General features: G+C 70.7%; 11 protein-coding genes and 1 tRNA gene. 5 read left to right on the plus strand and 7 right to left on the minus strand.

The window, feature by feature from the left end:
* Positions 1-35 precede the first annotated feature (35 nt).
* From mutM to mutY, 3 genes are all read left to right on the plus strand, one after another.
* On the plus strand, positions 36-863 hold the full coding sequence (gene mutM, locus BW996_RS00115; protein ID WP_037485821.1) for a bifunctional DNA-formamidopyrimidine glycosylase/DNA-(apurinic or apyrimidinic site) lyase: 828 nt from the start codon (positions 36-38) through the stop codon (positions 861-863).
* Between the two features lie 156 nt (positions 864-1,019).
* The gene (locus BW996_RS00120) at positions 1,020-3,089 is read left to right on the plus strand and encodes a dynamin family protein (RefSeq protein WP_081838307.1); all 2,070 of its coding nucleotides are present in this window, start codon (positions 1,020-1,022) and stop codon (positions 3,087-3,089) included.
* Complete coding sequence (mutY, locus tag BW996_RS00125; protein ID WP_037485819.1) at positions 3,082-4,170, plus strand: A/G-specific adenine glycosylase; 1,089 nt, start codon at positions 3,082-3,084, stop codon at positions 4,168-4,170. The genes BW996_RS00120 and mutY overlap by 8 nt, the downstream gene beginning before the upstream one ends.
* Here mutY and BW996_RS00130 read toward each other — a convergent pair.
* Genes BW996_RS00130 through BW996_RS00145 form a run of 4 tightly spaced genes read right to left on the minus strand, consistent with a single transcriptional unit; the run spans position 4,149 to position 8,462 of the window.
* The gene (locus tag BW996_RS00130) at positions 4,149-4,844 is read right to left on the minus strand and encodes an LON peptidase substrate-binding domain-containing protein (RefSeq protein ID WP_081838304.1); all 696 of its coding nucleotides are present in this window, start codon (positions 4,842-4,844) and stop codon (positions 4,149-4,151) included. The two genes, mutY and BW996_RS00130, sit on opposite strands and share 22 nt — an antisense overlap.
* Before the next feature lie 20 nt (positions 4,845-4,864).
* Positions 4,865-5,830 carry an RNase adapter RapZ gene (gene rapZ / locus BW996_RS00135; RefSeq protein WP_081838303.1) on the minus strand — a complete coding sequence of 322 codons (966 nt, stop codon included), beginning with the start codon at positions 5,828-5,830 and terminating at the stop codon, positions 4,865-4,867.
* Positions 5,831-5,862: 32 nt separating this feature from the next.
* Positions 5,863-7,572 carry a DNA repair protein RecN gene (gene recN / locus BW996_RS00140; protein ID WP_175619080.1) on the minus strand — a complete coding sequence of 570 codons (1,710 nt, stop codon included), beginning with the start codon at positions 7,570-7,572 and terminating at the stop codon, positions 5,863-5,865.
* The gene (locus BW996_RS00145; RefSeq protein ID WP_037485815.1) at positions 7,572-8,462 is read right to left on the minus strand and encodes an NAD kinase; all 891 of its coding nucleotides are present in this window, start codon (positions 8,460-8,462) and stop codon (positions 7,572-7,574) included. The genes recN and BW996_RS00145 overlap by 1 nt, the downstream gene beginning before the upstream one ends.
* A 113-nt stretch (positions 8,463-8,575) precedes the next feature.
* On the opposite strand from BW996_RS00145, the gene hrcA reads away from it, so the two are divergent.
* Both hrcA and BW996_RS00155 read left to right on the plus strand, forming a co-directional pair.
* The gene (gene hrcA / locus BW996_RS00150; protein WP_037485812.1) at positions 8,576-9,592 is read left to right on the plus strand and encodes a heat-inducible transcriptional repressor HrcA; all 1,017 of its coding nucleotides are present in this window, start codon (positions 8,576-8,578) and stop codon (positions 9,590-9,592) included.
* 84 nt (positions 9,593-9,676) lie between these two features.
* Positions 9,677-9,755: transfer RNA gene (locus BW996_RS00155), tRNA-Ile, on the plus strand.
* 58 nt (positions 9,756-9,813) lie between these two features.
* On the opposite strand, the gene BW996_RS00160 is transcribed toward BW996_RS00155, so the two are convergent.
* The 3 genes from BW996_RS00160 to pilB all read right to left on the minus strand — a co-directional run bounded on the left by BW996_RS00160 (position 9,814) and on the right by pilB (position 14,144).
* Positions 9,814-10,881, minus strand: a complete 1,068-nt coding sequence (locus BW996_RS00160; protein ID WP_081838306.1) for a type II asparaginase — start codon at positions 10,879-10,881, stop codon at positions 9,814-9,816.
* 225 nt (positions 10,882-11,106) lie between these two features.
* On the minus strand, positions 11,107-12,333 hold the full coding sequence (locus tag BW996_RS00165; RefSeq protein WP_037485811.1) for a type II secretion system F family protein: 1,227 nt from the start codon (positions 12,331-12,333) through the stop codon (positions 11,107-11,109).
* A gap of 80 nt (positions 12,334-12,413) precedes the next feature.
* Complete coding sequence (pilB, locus tag BW996_RS00170; RefSeq protein ID WP_037485810.1) at positions 12,414-14,144, minus strand: type IV-A pilus assembly ATPase PilB; 1,731 nt, start codon at positions 14,142-14,144, stop codon at positions 12,414-12,416.
* Positions 14,145-14,367 lie beyond the last annotated feature (223 nt).

Consider the following 14,367-nt stretch of genomic DNA (forward strand, 5'->3'; position numbering starts at 1 on the left):
TTTGCCGGCCCGGCGACGCTTCGATAATTCCGCGCATGCCTGAATTGCCTGAAGTCGAAGTCACCCGTCTCGGTCTGGTCGATCGCCTCGAGGGCGCTCGGGTGCGCGAGGTCCGTCTGGGCAAGCCTCTGCGCTGGCCGCTGGGCACCGATCCGCTGGCGCTGGCCGGCGCGACGGTCGGCACGATGCAGCGGCGCGGCAAGTACCTGTGGCTGCCGCTGGGCGCCTGCGGCGGGCTGCTGCTGCATCTGGGCATGTCGGGCTCGCTGCGCTTCGGGGCGGCGTCCGCGCTGCCGCCGGCCGGGCCGCATGATCATTTCGAGATGGAGACCGACCGCGGCCTGCTGCGCCTGACCGATCCACGCCGCTTTGGCGCGGTGGTGTGGTCGAGTGCGCTCGACGCGGCGCCGGCGGCCACGCTGCTGGCGCGGCTCGGCGTCGAGCCGCTGCTGCCGGCCTTCAGCGCCAGCGTGCTGCAGCAGGGCCTGCGCGGGCGGCGCGTGCCGATCAAGCAGGCGCTGCTGGCCGGCGATATCGTCGTCGGCGTGGGCAACATCTACTGCTCGGAGGCGCTGTTCGCCGCCGGCATCGATCCGCGCCAGAGCGCCGGCACGCTCGACCGCGCCGCCTGCGAGCGGCTGGTCGGCACCATCCGCGACGTGCTGCAGCGTGCGCTGGCCGCCGGCGGCTCGACGCTGCGCGACTTCCGCGACGTGCACGGCATGGGCGGCGCCTTCCAGCTGCAGGCGCAGGTCTACGGCCGCGAGGGGCAGCCCTGCCGCGTCTGCGCCACGCCGGTGCAGCGCATCGTGCAGGGCCAGCGCGCGACCTATCTGTGTCCGCGCTGCCAGCGACTGACGTGATGACGTGATGACGTCGGGCCGTCGTGACGCCCTTGGCGTTCCGGGCACCGGATCCGCGAATTCCCTGAGCTACCATGCCTGACTGTCCGCGCCCGGCGCGGTCCCCCTTGTTCCAGTCCGTCCAGGCGCACCGCAATGAGCGAACATGACCGCGGCATGACCGCCTCCCCTTTGTCCGACGAACCGGTGCACGAAGCGGTGCACGAAGCGGTGCATGAGCCTTTCGTGCGCAGCCTCGACGCGCTGGGCCAATGGCGCGCGACGCTGGAGGAGCGGGTGCGCGATCTGGCGCGCTTCCTGGGCGAGCAGGGCCTGCTCGACGAGAACGCCGGGGCGCTGCTGGACTCGCTGCGCCAGCGCCTGGCCGGCGAGAAGCTGGTGGTGGCCTTCGTCGCCGAGTTCTCGCGCGGCAAGTCCGAGCTGATCAACGCGATCTTCTTTGCCGATGCCGGCCGGCGCATCATGCCGGCCTCGCCGGGGCGCACCACGATGTGCCCGGTCGAGCTGGGCTGGGAGCCGGAGGACGCGCCGGGGCTGGCGCTGCTGCCGATCGAGACCCGGCTGGAAGGCGCCTCGCTGGCCGAGCTGCGGGCGCAGCCGCATCTCTGGCGCCGCGTGCCGATCGATGCCGGTGATCCGGCCGCGCTGGCGCAGGCGCTCGATGCGGTGCGCGGCGTGCGCGCGGCCGGCCTCGACGAGGCCCGCCAGCTCGGCTTCTGGGACGACGAGCAGCCGGCCGACAACCCGCCGCTGCGGCTTGACGGCCAGGTCGAGATCCCGCTGTGGCGCCATGCGCTGATCAACGTGCCGCATCCGCTGCTCAAGCGCGGTCTGGTGGTGCTCGACACGCCGGGGCTGAACGCGATCGGCGCCGAGCCCGAGCTCACGGTCGGGCTGCTGCCCAATGCGCATGTGGTGGTCTTCGTGCTGGGGGCGGACACCGGCGTGACCCGCTCCGACCTCGAGATCTGGCGTGATCATCTGGCCTCCCAGGCGCTGACCCGCTATGTGGTGCTGAACAAGATCGATGCGCTGCTCGATCCGCTGTCGCCGCCCGAGCACAGCCAGGCGCAGATCGCCCTGCAGTGCGAGCAGGTGGCGCGCACGCTGGAGATCGCGCCGGAGCGGGTCTTTCCGCTGTCGGCGCGCCAGGCGCTGGCCGGCCGGGTCTCGGGCGATGCGCAGGCCCTGGCCGACAGCCGGCTGCCGGCGCTGGAGCAGGCGCTGGCGCAGCAGCTGTTGCCCGAGCGCCGCACGGTGCTCGAGCGCATGACGCTCGAGGCGCTCGACGCGATCCGCGAGCAGGTCCAGCGCGGTCTGCTCGACCTGCGCCGCCAGCTCGCCGATCAGATCCAGGAGCTCGACGGCCTGCGCGGCAAGAACAGCGGCAAGGTCCGGCTGATGCTGCAGCGGGTGACGGCCGAGACGAACGAGTTCGAGCAGTGCACCGCCCAGATCCAGGCGCTGCGGCTGGTGCATGCCCGCGCGCTCAAGGCCGCGATGGCGCCGCTGGCCGGCGACGCGCTGCGCCGTCAGGTCGACGCGATGATCGGATCGATCCGCGACTCCTTCCTGAAGCTGGGCGCGCGGCGCTCCTACACCCAGCTGTTCGCCGCGCTGCGCGAGGTGCTCGAGGTGGCGCAGCAGCAAGGCGGCGAGCTGCGCGACCTGCTGTCGGCCTCCTGCAACCGGCTCAACACCGAGTTCGGCTTCAGCCTGATGCTGCCGCCGGCACCCGAGCTGGCGCGCTTTCGCGACGATCTGGCGCTGATCGAGCGCAACTACATCCAGTACCTCGGCCTGACGCAGGCGGTGCGGCTGGCGCAGCCGCGTTTTCTCGAGCAGTTCCGCCGCATGCTGATGTCGCGCCTGCGCGCGGTCTTCGAGGGCGCGGCCGGCGAGATCGAGCTGTGGAGCCGCACGGTGTCGGGCCAGATCGACGCGCAGCTGCGCGAGCGGCGCAAGTCCTTCAAGCGTCGGCGCGAGTCGCTCGAGCGCATCCGCCTGGCGGCCGATCAGCTCGAGACCCGGCTGGCGGAGCTGTCGGCGCAGGACCAGCGCCTGGCCACCACCGAAGTGCGGCTGCAGGCGCTCGACGACCGGGTGCGCCGCGCCGCCACCCGTCACGAGCTGGCGCTGCCCAGCGACTTCTCGCCGCTGTCGCGGCCGATGCCGCTGGCCCCGGCGGCCGTGCCCGCTGCGGCCGTGGTGACTGGCGATGCCTGAGCGGCTGTCTTCCCTGCTGGTGGACTGGCAGCGCCGCTACGGCCGCCATGCGCTGCCGTGGCAGAACACCCGCGATCCCTATCGGGTGTGGCTGTCGGAGATCATGCTGCAGCAGACCCAGGTCAGCACGGTGCTGGATTACTACGCACGTTTCCTGGCGCGGTTTCCCGATGTGCGCGCGCTGGCCGCAGCGCCGCAGGACGACGTGCTGGCGCTGTGGAGCGGGCTGGGCTACTACAGCCGCGCGCGCAATCTGCACCGCTGCGCGCAGCAGGTGGTGTCACGGCACGGCGGCGACTTCCCGCGCAGCGCCGCCGCGCTGGCCGAGCTGCCGGGCATCGGCCGCTCGACCGCGGCGGCCATCGCCTCCTTCTGCTTCGGCGAGCGGGTGGCGATTCTCGACGGCAATGTGCGCCGGGTGCTTTCGCGCGTGCTGGCCTTCGAGGGCGATCTGGCGCAGTCGGCCCAGGAGCGCGCGCTGTGGGATCGCGCCACCGCGCTGCTGCCCGAGGATGCGGCCGACATGCCCGCCTACACCCAGGGCCTGATGGATCTGGGCGCGACGCTGTGCATGCCGCGCCGTGCCGACTGCCTGCTGTGCCCGTGGCAGGTGCCGTGCCAGGCCCGCGCGCAGGGCCGGGAGCTGGATTTGCCGGTGCGCACCCGCAAGCTCAAGCGCGGCCGGCGCGAGAGCTGGTGCCTGTGGCTGCGCACGCCGCAGGCGGTGTGGCTGCAGCAGCGGCCCGATAGCGGCATCTGGGCCGGGCTGTGGACGCCGCCGATGTTCGACGACGCGGCCGCGCTCGAGGCCGCGGTCAGCCGGCTCGGTGCGGGGACGGCGCAGGCGCTGCCGTCCTTCGTGCATGTGCTGACCCATCTGGACTGGACGCTGCATCCGCACCGGATCGAGCTGGGCGGTGCGCTGCAGGCCTGCGAGCCGGGTCAGGATCTGCCGCCCGCACCGCTGCCGGAGTTGGCGCCCGGACGCTGGTGGCGCCATGACGCGCTGGAGACGATCGGGCTGCCCGCGCCGCTGCGCCGGCTGATTCAGCCCCCGACTCAGCCCCCGACGATGCCGTGACGGCGCAGGAAGCCGTCGACCAGGCGCAGCCGCGCCAGCGGGTCGGGCAGCATCATCAGCTTGTGGCGCGTCGCCAGCGGGATCGGCAGGATCTCGCTCCAGCGGTTGGCCAGCCAGCCGGCGTCGTCGAGCCGGTGCGGCATGAAGAAGGGATGCTGGCCGCGCTGCGCCAGCGTCGCGATCGCGCGGCCGAGCGCGGTGGCGCAGGGCTGCAGCTCGGGCGGGACCGGCGCGGGTGCGTCCTCGTCCTGAAGCACCGCGTCGGCGCGCCACAGGCCGTCGGTGCCCTGGTGCGCCGGGCCGGCCAGCATGAAGCGATGGGTGCCGCGGCAGCGCACCTGCAGGATGCCGGTCTGCTCGCTGTCGCAGTCGACCACCTCGGCCAGACAGCCCTCGGGCTCGAAGCGCACGGTCTCGCCGTCGCGGCGCACCTCGCCGCCCTGGATTAGCGCGACCACGCCGAAGGGCGTGCCGCTGCGCAGGCAGGCGGCGATCAGGTCGAGATAGCGCACCTCGAACACCCGCAGCGGCAGCAGGCCGCCTGGAAACAGCACGGTGTCGAGCGGGAACAGCGGCAGCTGCGGCCGCAGGTCCGCGAACAGGTCCGGCGCTGACGGCGCCGGATCGGTGTCCTCCGGGAGGAGGGGGTGTCCGGGGCGGGCGCCGCTGCTCATGATGGGCCTTTCTTGCGGGGTCAGTGCTGGGCGGCTTCTTTCGCCTCGATCTCGCGGTGGCGCACCAGCGTCGGGATGCGGTCGCGAAAGCGCGCCGCGAGCTGCTCGACCGAGTAGACCGAGCGGTGCTGTCCGCCGGTGCAGCCGATGGCCACCGTCAGATAGCTGCGCTGGTCCTGCTCGTAGGCCGGCAGCCAGCGGGCCAGGAAGCCCTCGATCTGCGCCAGCATCTCGGCGACCTCGGGCTGGGCCTGCAGGAACTCGATGACGCCGGCATCGCGGCCGTTGAGCGCGCGCAGCTCGCGCACATAGTGCGGATTGGGCAGCACGCGCAGGTCGAAGACCAGGTCGGCGTCGCGCGGCACGCCGTGCTTGAACGCGAAGGACTCGAACACCAGCGTCAGCGACGAGTGCGCCGCGCCGACGAGCTGGCGGATCCACGAGCGCAGCTGCGTCGGGCGCAGGTCGCTGGTGTCGATCACCGTGCTGGCCTCGCGCAAGGGGCTGAGCATCTCGCGCTCGCGCTCGATCGCCTCGCCCAGCGCCGAGCGGGACTGGCCGCCCTGGCCGTCGTCTTCGGTGGACAGCGGATGGCGCCGGCGCGTCTCGGAGAAGCGCCGCACCAGCGTCTCGGTGCGCGAGTCCAGGAAGATCATCAGCACCGGCGTGCCTTCGCGGCGCAGCGTGTCGATCATCGGCAGCAGCTTGGGCAGCGAGCTGGCGGTGCGCACGTCGGCGGCGATGGCCAGGCGGCGATGCGGGTTGCGGCCTTCCAGCCGGATCAGCTCGGGCAGCAGCTCCGGGGGCAGGTTGTCGACGCAGAAGTAGCCGGCGTCCTCCAGCGCATTGATCGCCACCGACTTGCCAGAGCCCGAGATGCCCGAGATGAGCACCACCGGTTGCGGCGAGGTGCCGACGGCGGCGGTCGGTGCGATGGGGGCGGCGGGCTCGCCGTGCGGATCGGGATCGGGTGCGGCTGCGGTCATGTCTCTGGCCTGTGGCTCTGGGGCTTGTGATGTCAGGGAACGGTGTCGTGTGCGGCGGGCAGCGAGGCGGCGGCCAGCATGTCCTGGGCGTGTGCCAGTCCGGCGCCCGAGCCGGCCTGGCCGCCGATCATCCTGGCGATCTCGCCGACGCGCTGCGCACCGGCGACCGGATGGATCTCGCTGCGGGTGCGGCCGTCGTCGCCGACCGCCTTGCTGACCACCAGATGGGTGTCGGCGCAGGCGGCGACCTGCGCCAGATGGGTGACGGCCAGCACCTGGCAGTCCTGTCCGAGCTGGCGCATCAGCCGCCCGACGGTGTCGCCGACCGCGCCGCCGACGCCGGCGTCGATCTCGTCGAAGATCAGCGTGCCCGCGCCCAGGCCGCGCGCCTGGCGGCTGCGGCCGGTGGTGACGGCGATGGCCAGCGCCAGCCGCGAGAGCTCGCCGCCGGAGGCGACCTTGGCCAGCGGCCGCGGCGTGCTGCCGGCGTGGCCGGCGACCAGGAACTCGACCGACTCCAGGCCATGCACCTGCGGCTCGGCCAGCGGCTCCAGCGCGATCGCGAAGCGGCCGCCGGCCATGCCGAGCTGCTGCATCGCTGCGGTCACCGCCTCGGCCAGACCGGGCGCGGCCGCCTGCCGGCGCGCCGAGACCTGGCGCGCCTGCGCGACGAAGGCCGCGCGCGCGGCTTCGGCCTGGCGCTGCAGCGCCTCGAGATCGGTGGCGGCGTCCAACGCGGCCAGCTCGGCCTGCCACTGCGCCAGCTGCGCGGCCAGATCCGGCGGTGGGCAGCGCAAGCGCCGCGCCAGCCCGATCCAGGCCGACAGGCGTGCGTCGAGCTCGGCCAGGCGCTCGGGTTCGAGCTCGGTGCGGCGCAGCAGCGCCTGCAGGCTGCGCGCGGCGTCAGCCAGCTGCGCCTGCGCGCCGGCCAGCACCTCGATGACCTCGGCCAGCGCCGGCTCGTAGCCGGCCACCGTCTCCAGCGCCTCGAGCGCGCGCGCGGCCTGGCTGCTGGCCGCCGCCTCGCCTTCGTGGACCGCGTCGACCGACAGCTGCACCGCGTCCAGGATGGCCTGCGCATGGGCCAGGCGCTGGTGCTCGGCGTTGAGCTCGGGCCATTCGTCGGCGCCCGGCGCCAGGCGCTCGACCTCGCCGATCTGCCAGACCAGGCGCTCGCGCTCGCGTTCGCGCTCGGCGCCCAGGCGCTCGGCGGCTTCCAGCCGCGCGAGCTGCTCGCGCCAGTGCTGCCAGGCCCGCAGCATCGGGCCGGTGTCGACCTCGGCATGGTCGTCGAGCCACTGGCGCACCGCCGCCGGCCGGGTCAGGCTCTGCCAGGCGTGCTGGCCGTGAATGTCGACCAGATGCTCGGCCGTCTCGCGCAGCTGCGCGACGGTGGCGGCGCTGCCGTTGATCCACGCGCGGCTCTTGCCCTGCGCGTCGACCGTGCGGCGCAGCAGCAGCGTCGCCGCGCCGGCCTCGTCGGCCGGGGCCAGGCCGGCCTCGTCGAGCCAGGCGGCCAGCGCCGGCGGCACCGGCTCGAACTCGGCGGCGATCTCGGCGCGGCTCTCGCCCTCGCGGACCACACCGGCGTCGCCCCGGCCGCCCAGCACGATCTGCAGCGCGTCGATCAGGATGGACTTGCCCGCGCCCGTCTCTCCGGTCAGCACCGCGAAGCCGGGGCCGAAGTCGACGTCGAGACGGCTGACGATGACGAAGTTGCTCAGGGACAGCCGGCGCAGCATCACTGACCTCCGTCGCCGGGCAGTGCGCCCTCGTTCCAGTGCAGCTTGCGACGCAGCGTCGCGTAGTAGTTCCACCCGCGCGGATGCAGGAAGCGCACGCGGTGGTCGGAGCGCCGCACGGTGATGCGGTCGCCGATGAGCAGGCTGGCCAGCGATTGCATGTCGAAATTGACGGAGGGTTCGCGTGCCGAGACGATCTCGATGCTGATGCGACCGTTGTCGGGCACGACGATGGGGCGGTTGGAGAGCATGTGCGGCGCGATCGGCACGATCAGCCAGCCGGCCACGCCCGGGTGCAGGATCGGGCCGCCGGCCGACAGCGCGTAGGCGGTCGAGCCGGTCGGCGAGGAGATGATCAGGCCGTCGGCGCGGAAGTTGGCGACGAACTGGTCGTCGACCTCCACGCGCAGCTCGACCATCGAGGTGGTGCCGCTGCGCAGCACCACGTCGTTCATCGCCACCGCCTCGTAGATCGACTCGCCGTCGCGCAGCACGCCGCCTTCGAGCATCGCGCGGTGCTCTTCCTCGTAGTCGCCGGCGATGATGGCCTTGAGCGCATGCAGCACCTGCGCGACCGGGATGTCGGTGATGAAGCCCAGCCGGCCCTGGTTGACGCCGACCATCGGCACGCCGTAGCGCGCCAGCGTGCGGGCGATGCCCAGCATCGTGCCGTCGCCGCCCACGACGATGGCGATGTCGCAGGTCTGGCCGAGCTCGTCGGGCGTGAGCGCCGGATAGCCGGCCAGGCCGGTGTTGTGCGCGGTCTCGATCTCGACCGAGACCTCCAGGCCGCGCCGGGTCAGCAGGTGGGCGATTTCCTCGAGCAGCGGCCGCATGCCTCGGGCCTGGTACTTGCCGATGAGCGCGGCATGACGGAATCGGCTGATCATGGGCACAAATTACACCACAGCACTTTGACGGTCCGCGCCTCGCCCCCATCGTGATGAACGTCGGCGTTCCCGGTGCGCCTCCGCCCTGGCTCCACCCTACAATCGGTTTCACCATGATGGATGACCGTTCGAAGCTGCTGTTGAAGACGCTGGTCGAGCGCTACATCGCCGACGGCCAGCCGGTGGGGTCGCGCACCTTGTCGAAGACCTCCGGGCTGGAGCTGTCGCCCGCGACGATCCGCAATGTCATGGCCGACCTGGAGGAGCTGGGCCTGATCGCCAGCCCGCACACCTCGGCCGGGCGCATCCCGACCGCACGCGGCTACCGCGTCTTCGTCGACACCATGCTGACGGTGCGACCCGCGCAGCTTTCCTTCGAGGACTCCGCGATCGCGCCGCTGCAGCCCGACCAGCCCCAGCGTGTCATCGCCAGCGCCGCGCATCTGCTGTCCAACCTGTCGCACTTCGTCGGCGTGGTGACGGCGCCGCGCAAGGTCGGCGTGTTCCGCCACATCGAATTCCTGCGCCTGGCCGAGCGCCGGGTGCTGCTGATCCTGGTCGCGGCCGACGGCGACGTGCAGAACCGCGTGCTGTTCACCGCGCAGGACTACAGCCCGTCGCAGCTGCTCGAGGCCTCCAACTACCTCAACGCGCACTACGCCGGCCTGACGGTCGACGAGGTGCGCGAGCGGCTGCAGGGCGAGGTCGACCGGCTGCGCGTCGAGATCGCCACGCTGATGCAGGCGGCGGTGCAGGCCGGCAGCGATGCCGCCAGCGACGAGGCCGCGCAGGTCGTCGTCTCGGGCGAGCGCAATCTGCTCGAGGTCAGCGACTTCGGCAACGACCTGGGCTCGCTGCGCAAGATGTTCGACCTGTTCGAGCAGAAGACGCAGCTCATGCGCCTGCTCGACGGCTCCAGCCGCGCCGAGGGCGTGCGCATCTACATCGGCGGCGAGAGCGGCGTGGTGCCGATCGAGGACCTGTCGGTGGTCTCCGCGCCCTACGAGGTCGACGGCCAGGTGGTGGGCACGCTGGGCGTCATCGGCCCGACCCGCATGGCCTACGACCGCATGATCCAGATCGTCGACATCACCGCGCGCATGGTCGGACAGGCGCTGAGCCAGAAGTAATGCACGCGGCCCGCGGCCGGCCGGGAGCTCCGTACGGCCTGAAACCGCAAAGCGCTGCCGCAGCCACTACAATCGCGCTCCCACGGGCCTCTAGCTCATGCTTGGTTAGAGCAGCGGACTCATAATCCGTTGGTGCCGAGTTCGACTCTCGGGGGGCCTACCAGACGATTTCGGCAGATCGCAAGGGGCCGTGCGACTTTCGCGCGGCCCCTTCTGTCTTCTCAATACTCCATGAACACCCGCTGCAGCGCCTTGCTGTCGGCGCCGCGGGCCAGCGCGACCATCGCCAGGATGCGCGCCTTCTGCGGGTTCAGGTCATGCGAGACGACCCAGTCGTACTGGTCGTCGGGCTGCTCGGCGTTGCGCAGCACGAAGCCGCCGGCGGTCACGCGGGCCGAGCGGATGATCTGCACGCCCTGGGCACGCAGCTCGCGCAGCGCCGGAACCACCTGGTTCGAGACCGAGCCGTTGCCGGTTCCGGCGTGAATGATGGCCTTGGCACCCTTGGCCGCGAAGGCGCGGTAGGCGGTGTCGTCGGCGTTGCCCGCGCCGTAGGCGATCGAGACGGCCGGCAGCGCGCTGATCTGCTCGATGTCGAACTCCGAGCCGGTGGTGTGGCGCTTGACCGGGGCGCGGAACCAGTAGGTCTTGCCCTCGACGACCATGCCCAGCGGGCCCCAGGGGCTGCGGAAGGCCTCGGTCTTGATGTTGACGCTCTTGGAGACGTCGCGGCCGGTGTGGATCTCGTCGTTCATGACCACCAGCACGCCCTTGCCGCGGCTGTCCTTCGCCGCCGCGGTGGTGACCGCGTTGAGCAGGTTCAGCGCGCCGTCGGCCGAGATCGCGGTGCTCGGACGCATCGAGCCGACCACCACCACCGGCTTGTCGGTGCGCACCGTCAGGTTCAGGAAGTAGGCGGTCTCCTCGAGCGTGTCGGTGCCGTGCGTGATGACGATGCCATCCACGTCGGGCTGCTTGGCCAGGGCCGCCACGCGCTTGCCCAGCGTCAGCAGGTGCTCGTTGGTGAAGCTTTCCGAGGCGATCTGGAAGACCTGCTCGCCGCGCACCTGCGCGACCTGGGCCAGCTCCGGCACGCCGGCGATCAGCTTGTCGACCGGCACCTTCGCCGCCTGGTAGGAGGCGCTGTTGGCGGCGGTGGCGCCGGCGCCGGCGATGGTGCCGCCGGTGGCCAGCAGCACGACCTGCGGCTTGGCGGGCGGGGTGGCCGTCTGCGCGTGCACGGCGGCGGCGAAGGTCAGCGCGACCAGGCCGGTCGCGAGGGAGTTCATCAGCTTCTTCAGCATGGCGACATCTGCATTGGTGAGAGAGGCCCTTGCCATTGCAGATGCCGTGCCAGTGCACCCGGCATCGGGTCGACGCCCCTGATGCCGAGCCAAGTCCTTGATTTTGCAGGACTCGCCTGATCCAGCGGCCCGGCTTCGGTACGAGAACCCGTCGCCGAACGACCGTTCGACGACGTGTGTTCGTCAGGCTGGCCGCGTGTTGGCCGCGTGTCAGACCACCTGGCCGAGCTTGAAGATCGGCAGGTACATCGCCACGACGATGCCGCCGATGATCGAGCCCAGCACGACGATGATGATCGGCTCCATCAGGCTGGACAGGCCCTTGACCGCCTCGTCGACCTCCTGCTCGTAGAAGTCGGCGACCTTGCCGAGCATCTGGTCGAGCGAGCCGGACTCCTCGCCGATCGAGGCCATCTGCAGCACCATGTTCGGGAAGATGCCAGCGGCCTGCATCGACGAGGTCAGCGCCGCGCCGGTGGCGACATCGCGCTGGATCTGCTCGGTGGCCTGGGTGAACACCGCATTGCCCGAGGCGCCGCCGACCGAGTCGAGCGCCTCCACCAGCGGCACGCCGGCGGCGAACATCGTCGAGAGGGTGCGCGTCCAGCGCGCGACGGTGGCCTTGTGGATCAGGTCGCCGAAGACCGGCAGCTTCAGCGCCGCCCGGTCGATCGCCATCTGCATCTTCGGCGAGCGGCGCCAGCTCTCGATGAAGAAGTAGATGCCCGCGCCGATGCTGCCGAAGATCAGCCACCAGTACTCGACGAAGAACTCGGACATCGCGATGACGAGCAGCGTCGGCGCCGGCAGGTCGGCGCCGAAGGACGAGAAGATCTGCTTGAACGACGGGATCACGAAGATCATGATCACCGCGACCACGATGAAGGCCACCACCAGCACCGCCACCGGGTAGACCAGCGCCGACTTGATCTTCTGCTTCAGCGCCATCGTCTTTTCCTGGTAGGTCGCCAGGCGGTCGAGGAGCTGCTCCAGGATGCCGGCGGCCTCGCCGGCCTCGACCAGATTGCAGTAGAGCGCGTCGAACTGCAGCGGGTGGCGGCGGAAGGCCGCCGACAGGCTGGTGCCGGTCTCCACGTCGCTGCGGATATCGGTGAGCATGCGCGTCAGGCGCGGGTTCGGGCTGCCGCGCGCGACGATGTCGAAGGCCTGCAGCAGCGGCACGCCCGACTTCAGCATCGTCGCGAGCTGGCGGGTGAAGATGGCGATGTCCTTGCCCTTGATCGCCTTGCCGCCGGACATGCGGCGCTTCCTGACCTTGCTGACCAGGATGCCCTGCCGGCGCAGGCTGGCATTGACCATCGCCTCGCCGCCGGCGCGCATCTCGCCGCGCACCGCCTTGCCGTTGCGGTCGCGGCCCTCCCATTCGAAGACGAATTCCTTGACCTTCTTCGATGCATTCGCAGCCGCTGTGGCCATTGTCGGTGTGCCTCCTGGCAGGGGTCAGACGCGCGCTGACGGGAAAGATGCGGGCCGCGGGCCCGGGCTCGAGAACATCCTCACTGGTTGGTGACGGAAATCACTTCTTCCAGTGTCGTCACGCCGTGGCGCACCTTGAGCAGGCCGGCCTGGCGCAGGTCGCGCACGCCGTCGCGCCGCGCCTGCTCGGCGATGTCGATCGCGTTGCCCTGGGCGAGGATGATGCGCTGGACCGCCTCGGTGATCGGCATGACCTGGTACAGGCCGACGCGGCCGCGGTAGCCGTTGTTGCAGGCCGAGCAGCCGATCGCCCGGTAGGGCCGCCAGCTGCCGTCGAGATCGTCGGCGGCGAAGCCGGCGCGCAGCAGCGCCTCGCGCGGATAGTCGGCCGGCGCCTTGCAGTTCTCGCACAGCCGCCGCGCCAGGCGCTGCGCGGTGATCAGGATCACGCTGGCGGCGATGTTGAAGGCCGGCACGCCCATGTTCAGCAGCCGCGTCAGCGTCGTCGGCGCGTCGTTGGTGTGCAGGGTCGACAGCACCAGGTGACCGGTCTGCGCAGCCTTGATCGCGATGTCGGCGGTTTCCAGGTCGCGGATTTCGCCGACCATGATCACGTCCGGATCCTGGCGCAGGAAGGCCTTCAGCGCGACGGCGAAGTTCATGCCCGCCTTGTCGTTGACATTGACCTGGTTGACGCCGGGCAGGTTGATTTCCGCCGGATCCTCGACGGTGGAGATGTTGACGCCGGGCTGGTTGAGAATGTTCAGGCAGGTGTAGAGCGACACCGTCTTGCCCGAGCCGGTCGGGCCGGTCACCAGGATCATGCCGTAGGGGCGACGCACTGCCGACAGCAGCCGCTCCTTCTCGTCGCGCTCGTAGCCGAGCGCGTCCACGCCCAGGCGCGCCGAGGACGGGTCGAGAATCCGGATCACGATCTTCTCGCCGAACAGCGTCGGCAGCGTCGAGACCCGGAAGTCGATCGCCTTGTTGCCGAACTTCAGCTTCATGCGGCCGTCCTGCGGCACGCGCTTCTCCGAGATGTCGAGCTTGGAGATGACCTTGATGCGCGAGGACAGCTTGTCCTTGATCGCGACCGGCGGCTGGGTGATCTCGCGCAGCTCGCCGTCGATGCGGAATCGCACCCGGTAGGTGTTCTCGTAGGGCTCGAAGTGCAGGTCGGAGGCGCGCATGTTGATCGCGTCTACCAGCATCTTCTGCAGGAAGCGCACCACCGGCGCGTCCTCGACCTCGGCGGAGGCGACCTCGTCGTCGGCCTTGGTGCTGGCGTCCTGTTCCTCGACCTCGAAGTCGAAGTCGCCGGAGGACACGATCGAGTCGAGCGCGTCGCCGGCCGAGGTCGACTTGGCGTCGACGATGCGCGCGAGCTTGTCGTACTCGAGCACCACCCACTCGGGCGTGAGCTGGGTGGCGAACTTGATGCGGTCGACCGCTTCTTGGTCGGTCGGGTCCGCCCCGCCGATGAACAGCCGGCTGCCACGCCGGCCCAGCACCAGCACCTGGTACTGCGACAGCGTGCGGGCGTCGACCAGGTTCTGCGGCAGTCGGTTGATGTCGATCGCGTCGAGATCGAGCAGCGGCAGCCCGAGCACCTGCGACAGCGCGCAGGCCAGGTCATGGGCGCTCAGCGCATTGGCGCCGACCACCGCCGACACGAAGCTGCGCCGCTGGTCCCGCGCCACCCGGGACAGGTCTTCCGCGATCCGCGAGGGCAGCTTGCCGGCGAGCACCAGCACGCGTGCCACGCCAGACAAGGTGCTGGCGGGTCCATCAGGAAGAATTTCTGCTGCCACGGCAAGGACGACGGGAGACGGTTGCGGAAGAGGATGGACAGGGGTCCGAAGGCGAAAAACGGATGATCCGCGATCGGCTCCGTGCTGTAAATCACGGATTGCAAGCCCCGGATCCGGGTGATCCAGCGGGCCGCGTCGGGTCAGCTTGTAACTCAGCCGCCCTTCGAAAAAGTGACCTGCACGTGCAAATTCGCCATGCCGGTATCAATTGCTTTCACATTCG

This window comes from Sphaerotilus natans, assembly GCF_900156335.1.
Classification (GTDB): Bacteria; Pseudomonadota; Gammaproteobacteria; order Burkholderiales; family Burkholderiaceae_C; genus Sphaerotilus; species Sphaerotilus natans.

Coding starts and splice junctions, on each gene's coding strand:
- mutM (WP_037485821.1), top strand. CDS start 36: ATGCCTGAATTGCCTGAAGTCGAAGTCACCCGTCTCGGTCTGGTCGAT.
- BW996_RS00120 (WP_081838307.1), top strand. CDS start 1,020: ATGACCGCCTCCCCTTTGTCCGACGAACCGGTGCACGAAGCGGTGCAC.
- mutY (WP_037485819.1), top strand. CDS start 3,082: ATGCCTGAGCGGCTGTCTTCCCTGCTGGTGGACTGGCAGCGCCGCTAC.
- BW996_RS00130 (WP_081838304.1), bottom strand. CDS start 4,844: ATGAGCAGCGGCGCCCGCCCCGGACACCCCCTCCTCCCGGAGGACACC.
- rapZ (WP_081838303.1), bottom strand. CDS start 5,830: ATGACCGCAGCCGCACCCGATCCCGATCCGCACGGCGAGCCCGCCGCC.
- recN (WP_175619080.1), bottom strand. CDS start 7,572: ATGCTGCGCCGGCTGTCCCTGAGCAACTTCGTCATCGTCAGCCGTCTC.
- BW996_RS00145 (WP_037485815.1), bottom strand. CDS start 8,462: ATGATCAGCCGATTCCGTCATGCCGCGCTCATCGGCAAGTACCAGGCC.
- hrcA (WP_037485812.1), top strand. CDS start 8,576: ATGATGGATGACCGTTCGAAGCTGCTGTTGAAGACGCTGGTCGAGCGC.
- BW996_RS00160 (WP_081838306.1), bottom strand. CDS start 10,881: ATGAACTCCCTCGCGACCGGCCTGGTCGCGCTGACCTTCGCCGCCGCC.
- BW996_RS00165 (WP_037485811.1), bottom strand. CDS start 12,333: ATGGCCACAGCGGCTGCGAATGCATCGAAGAAGGTCAAGGAATTCGTC.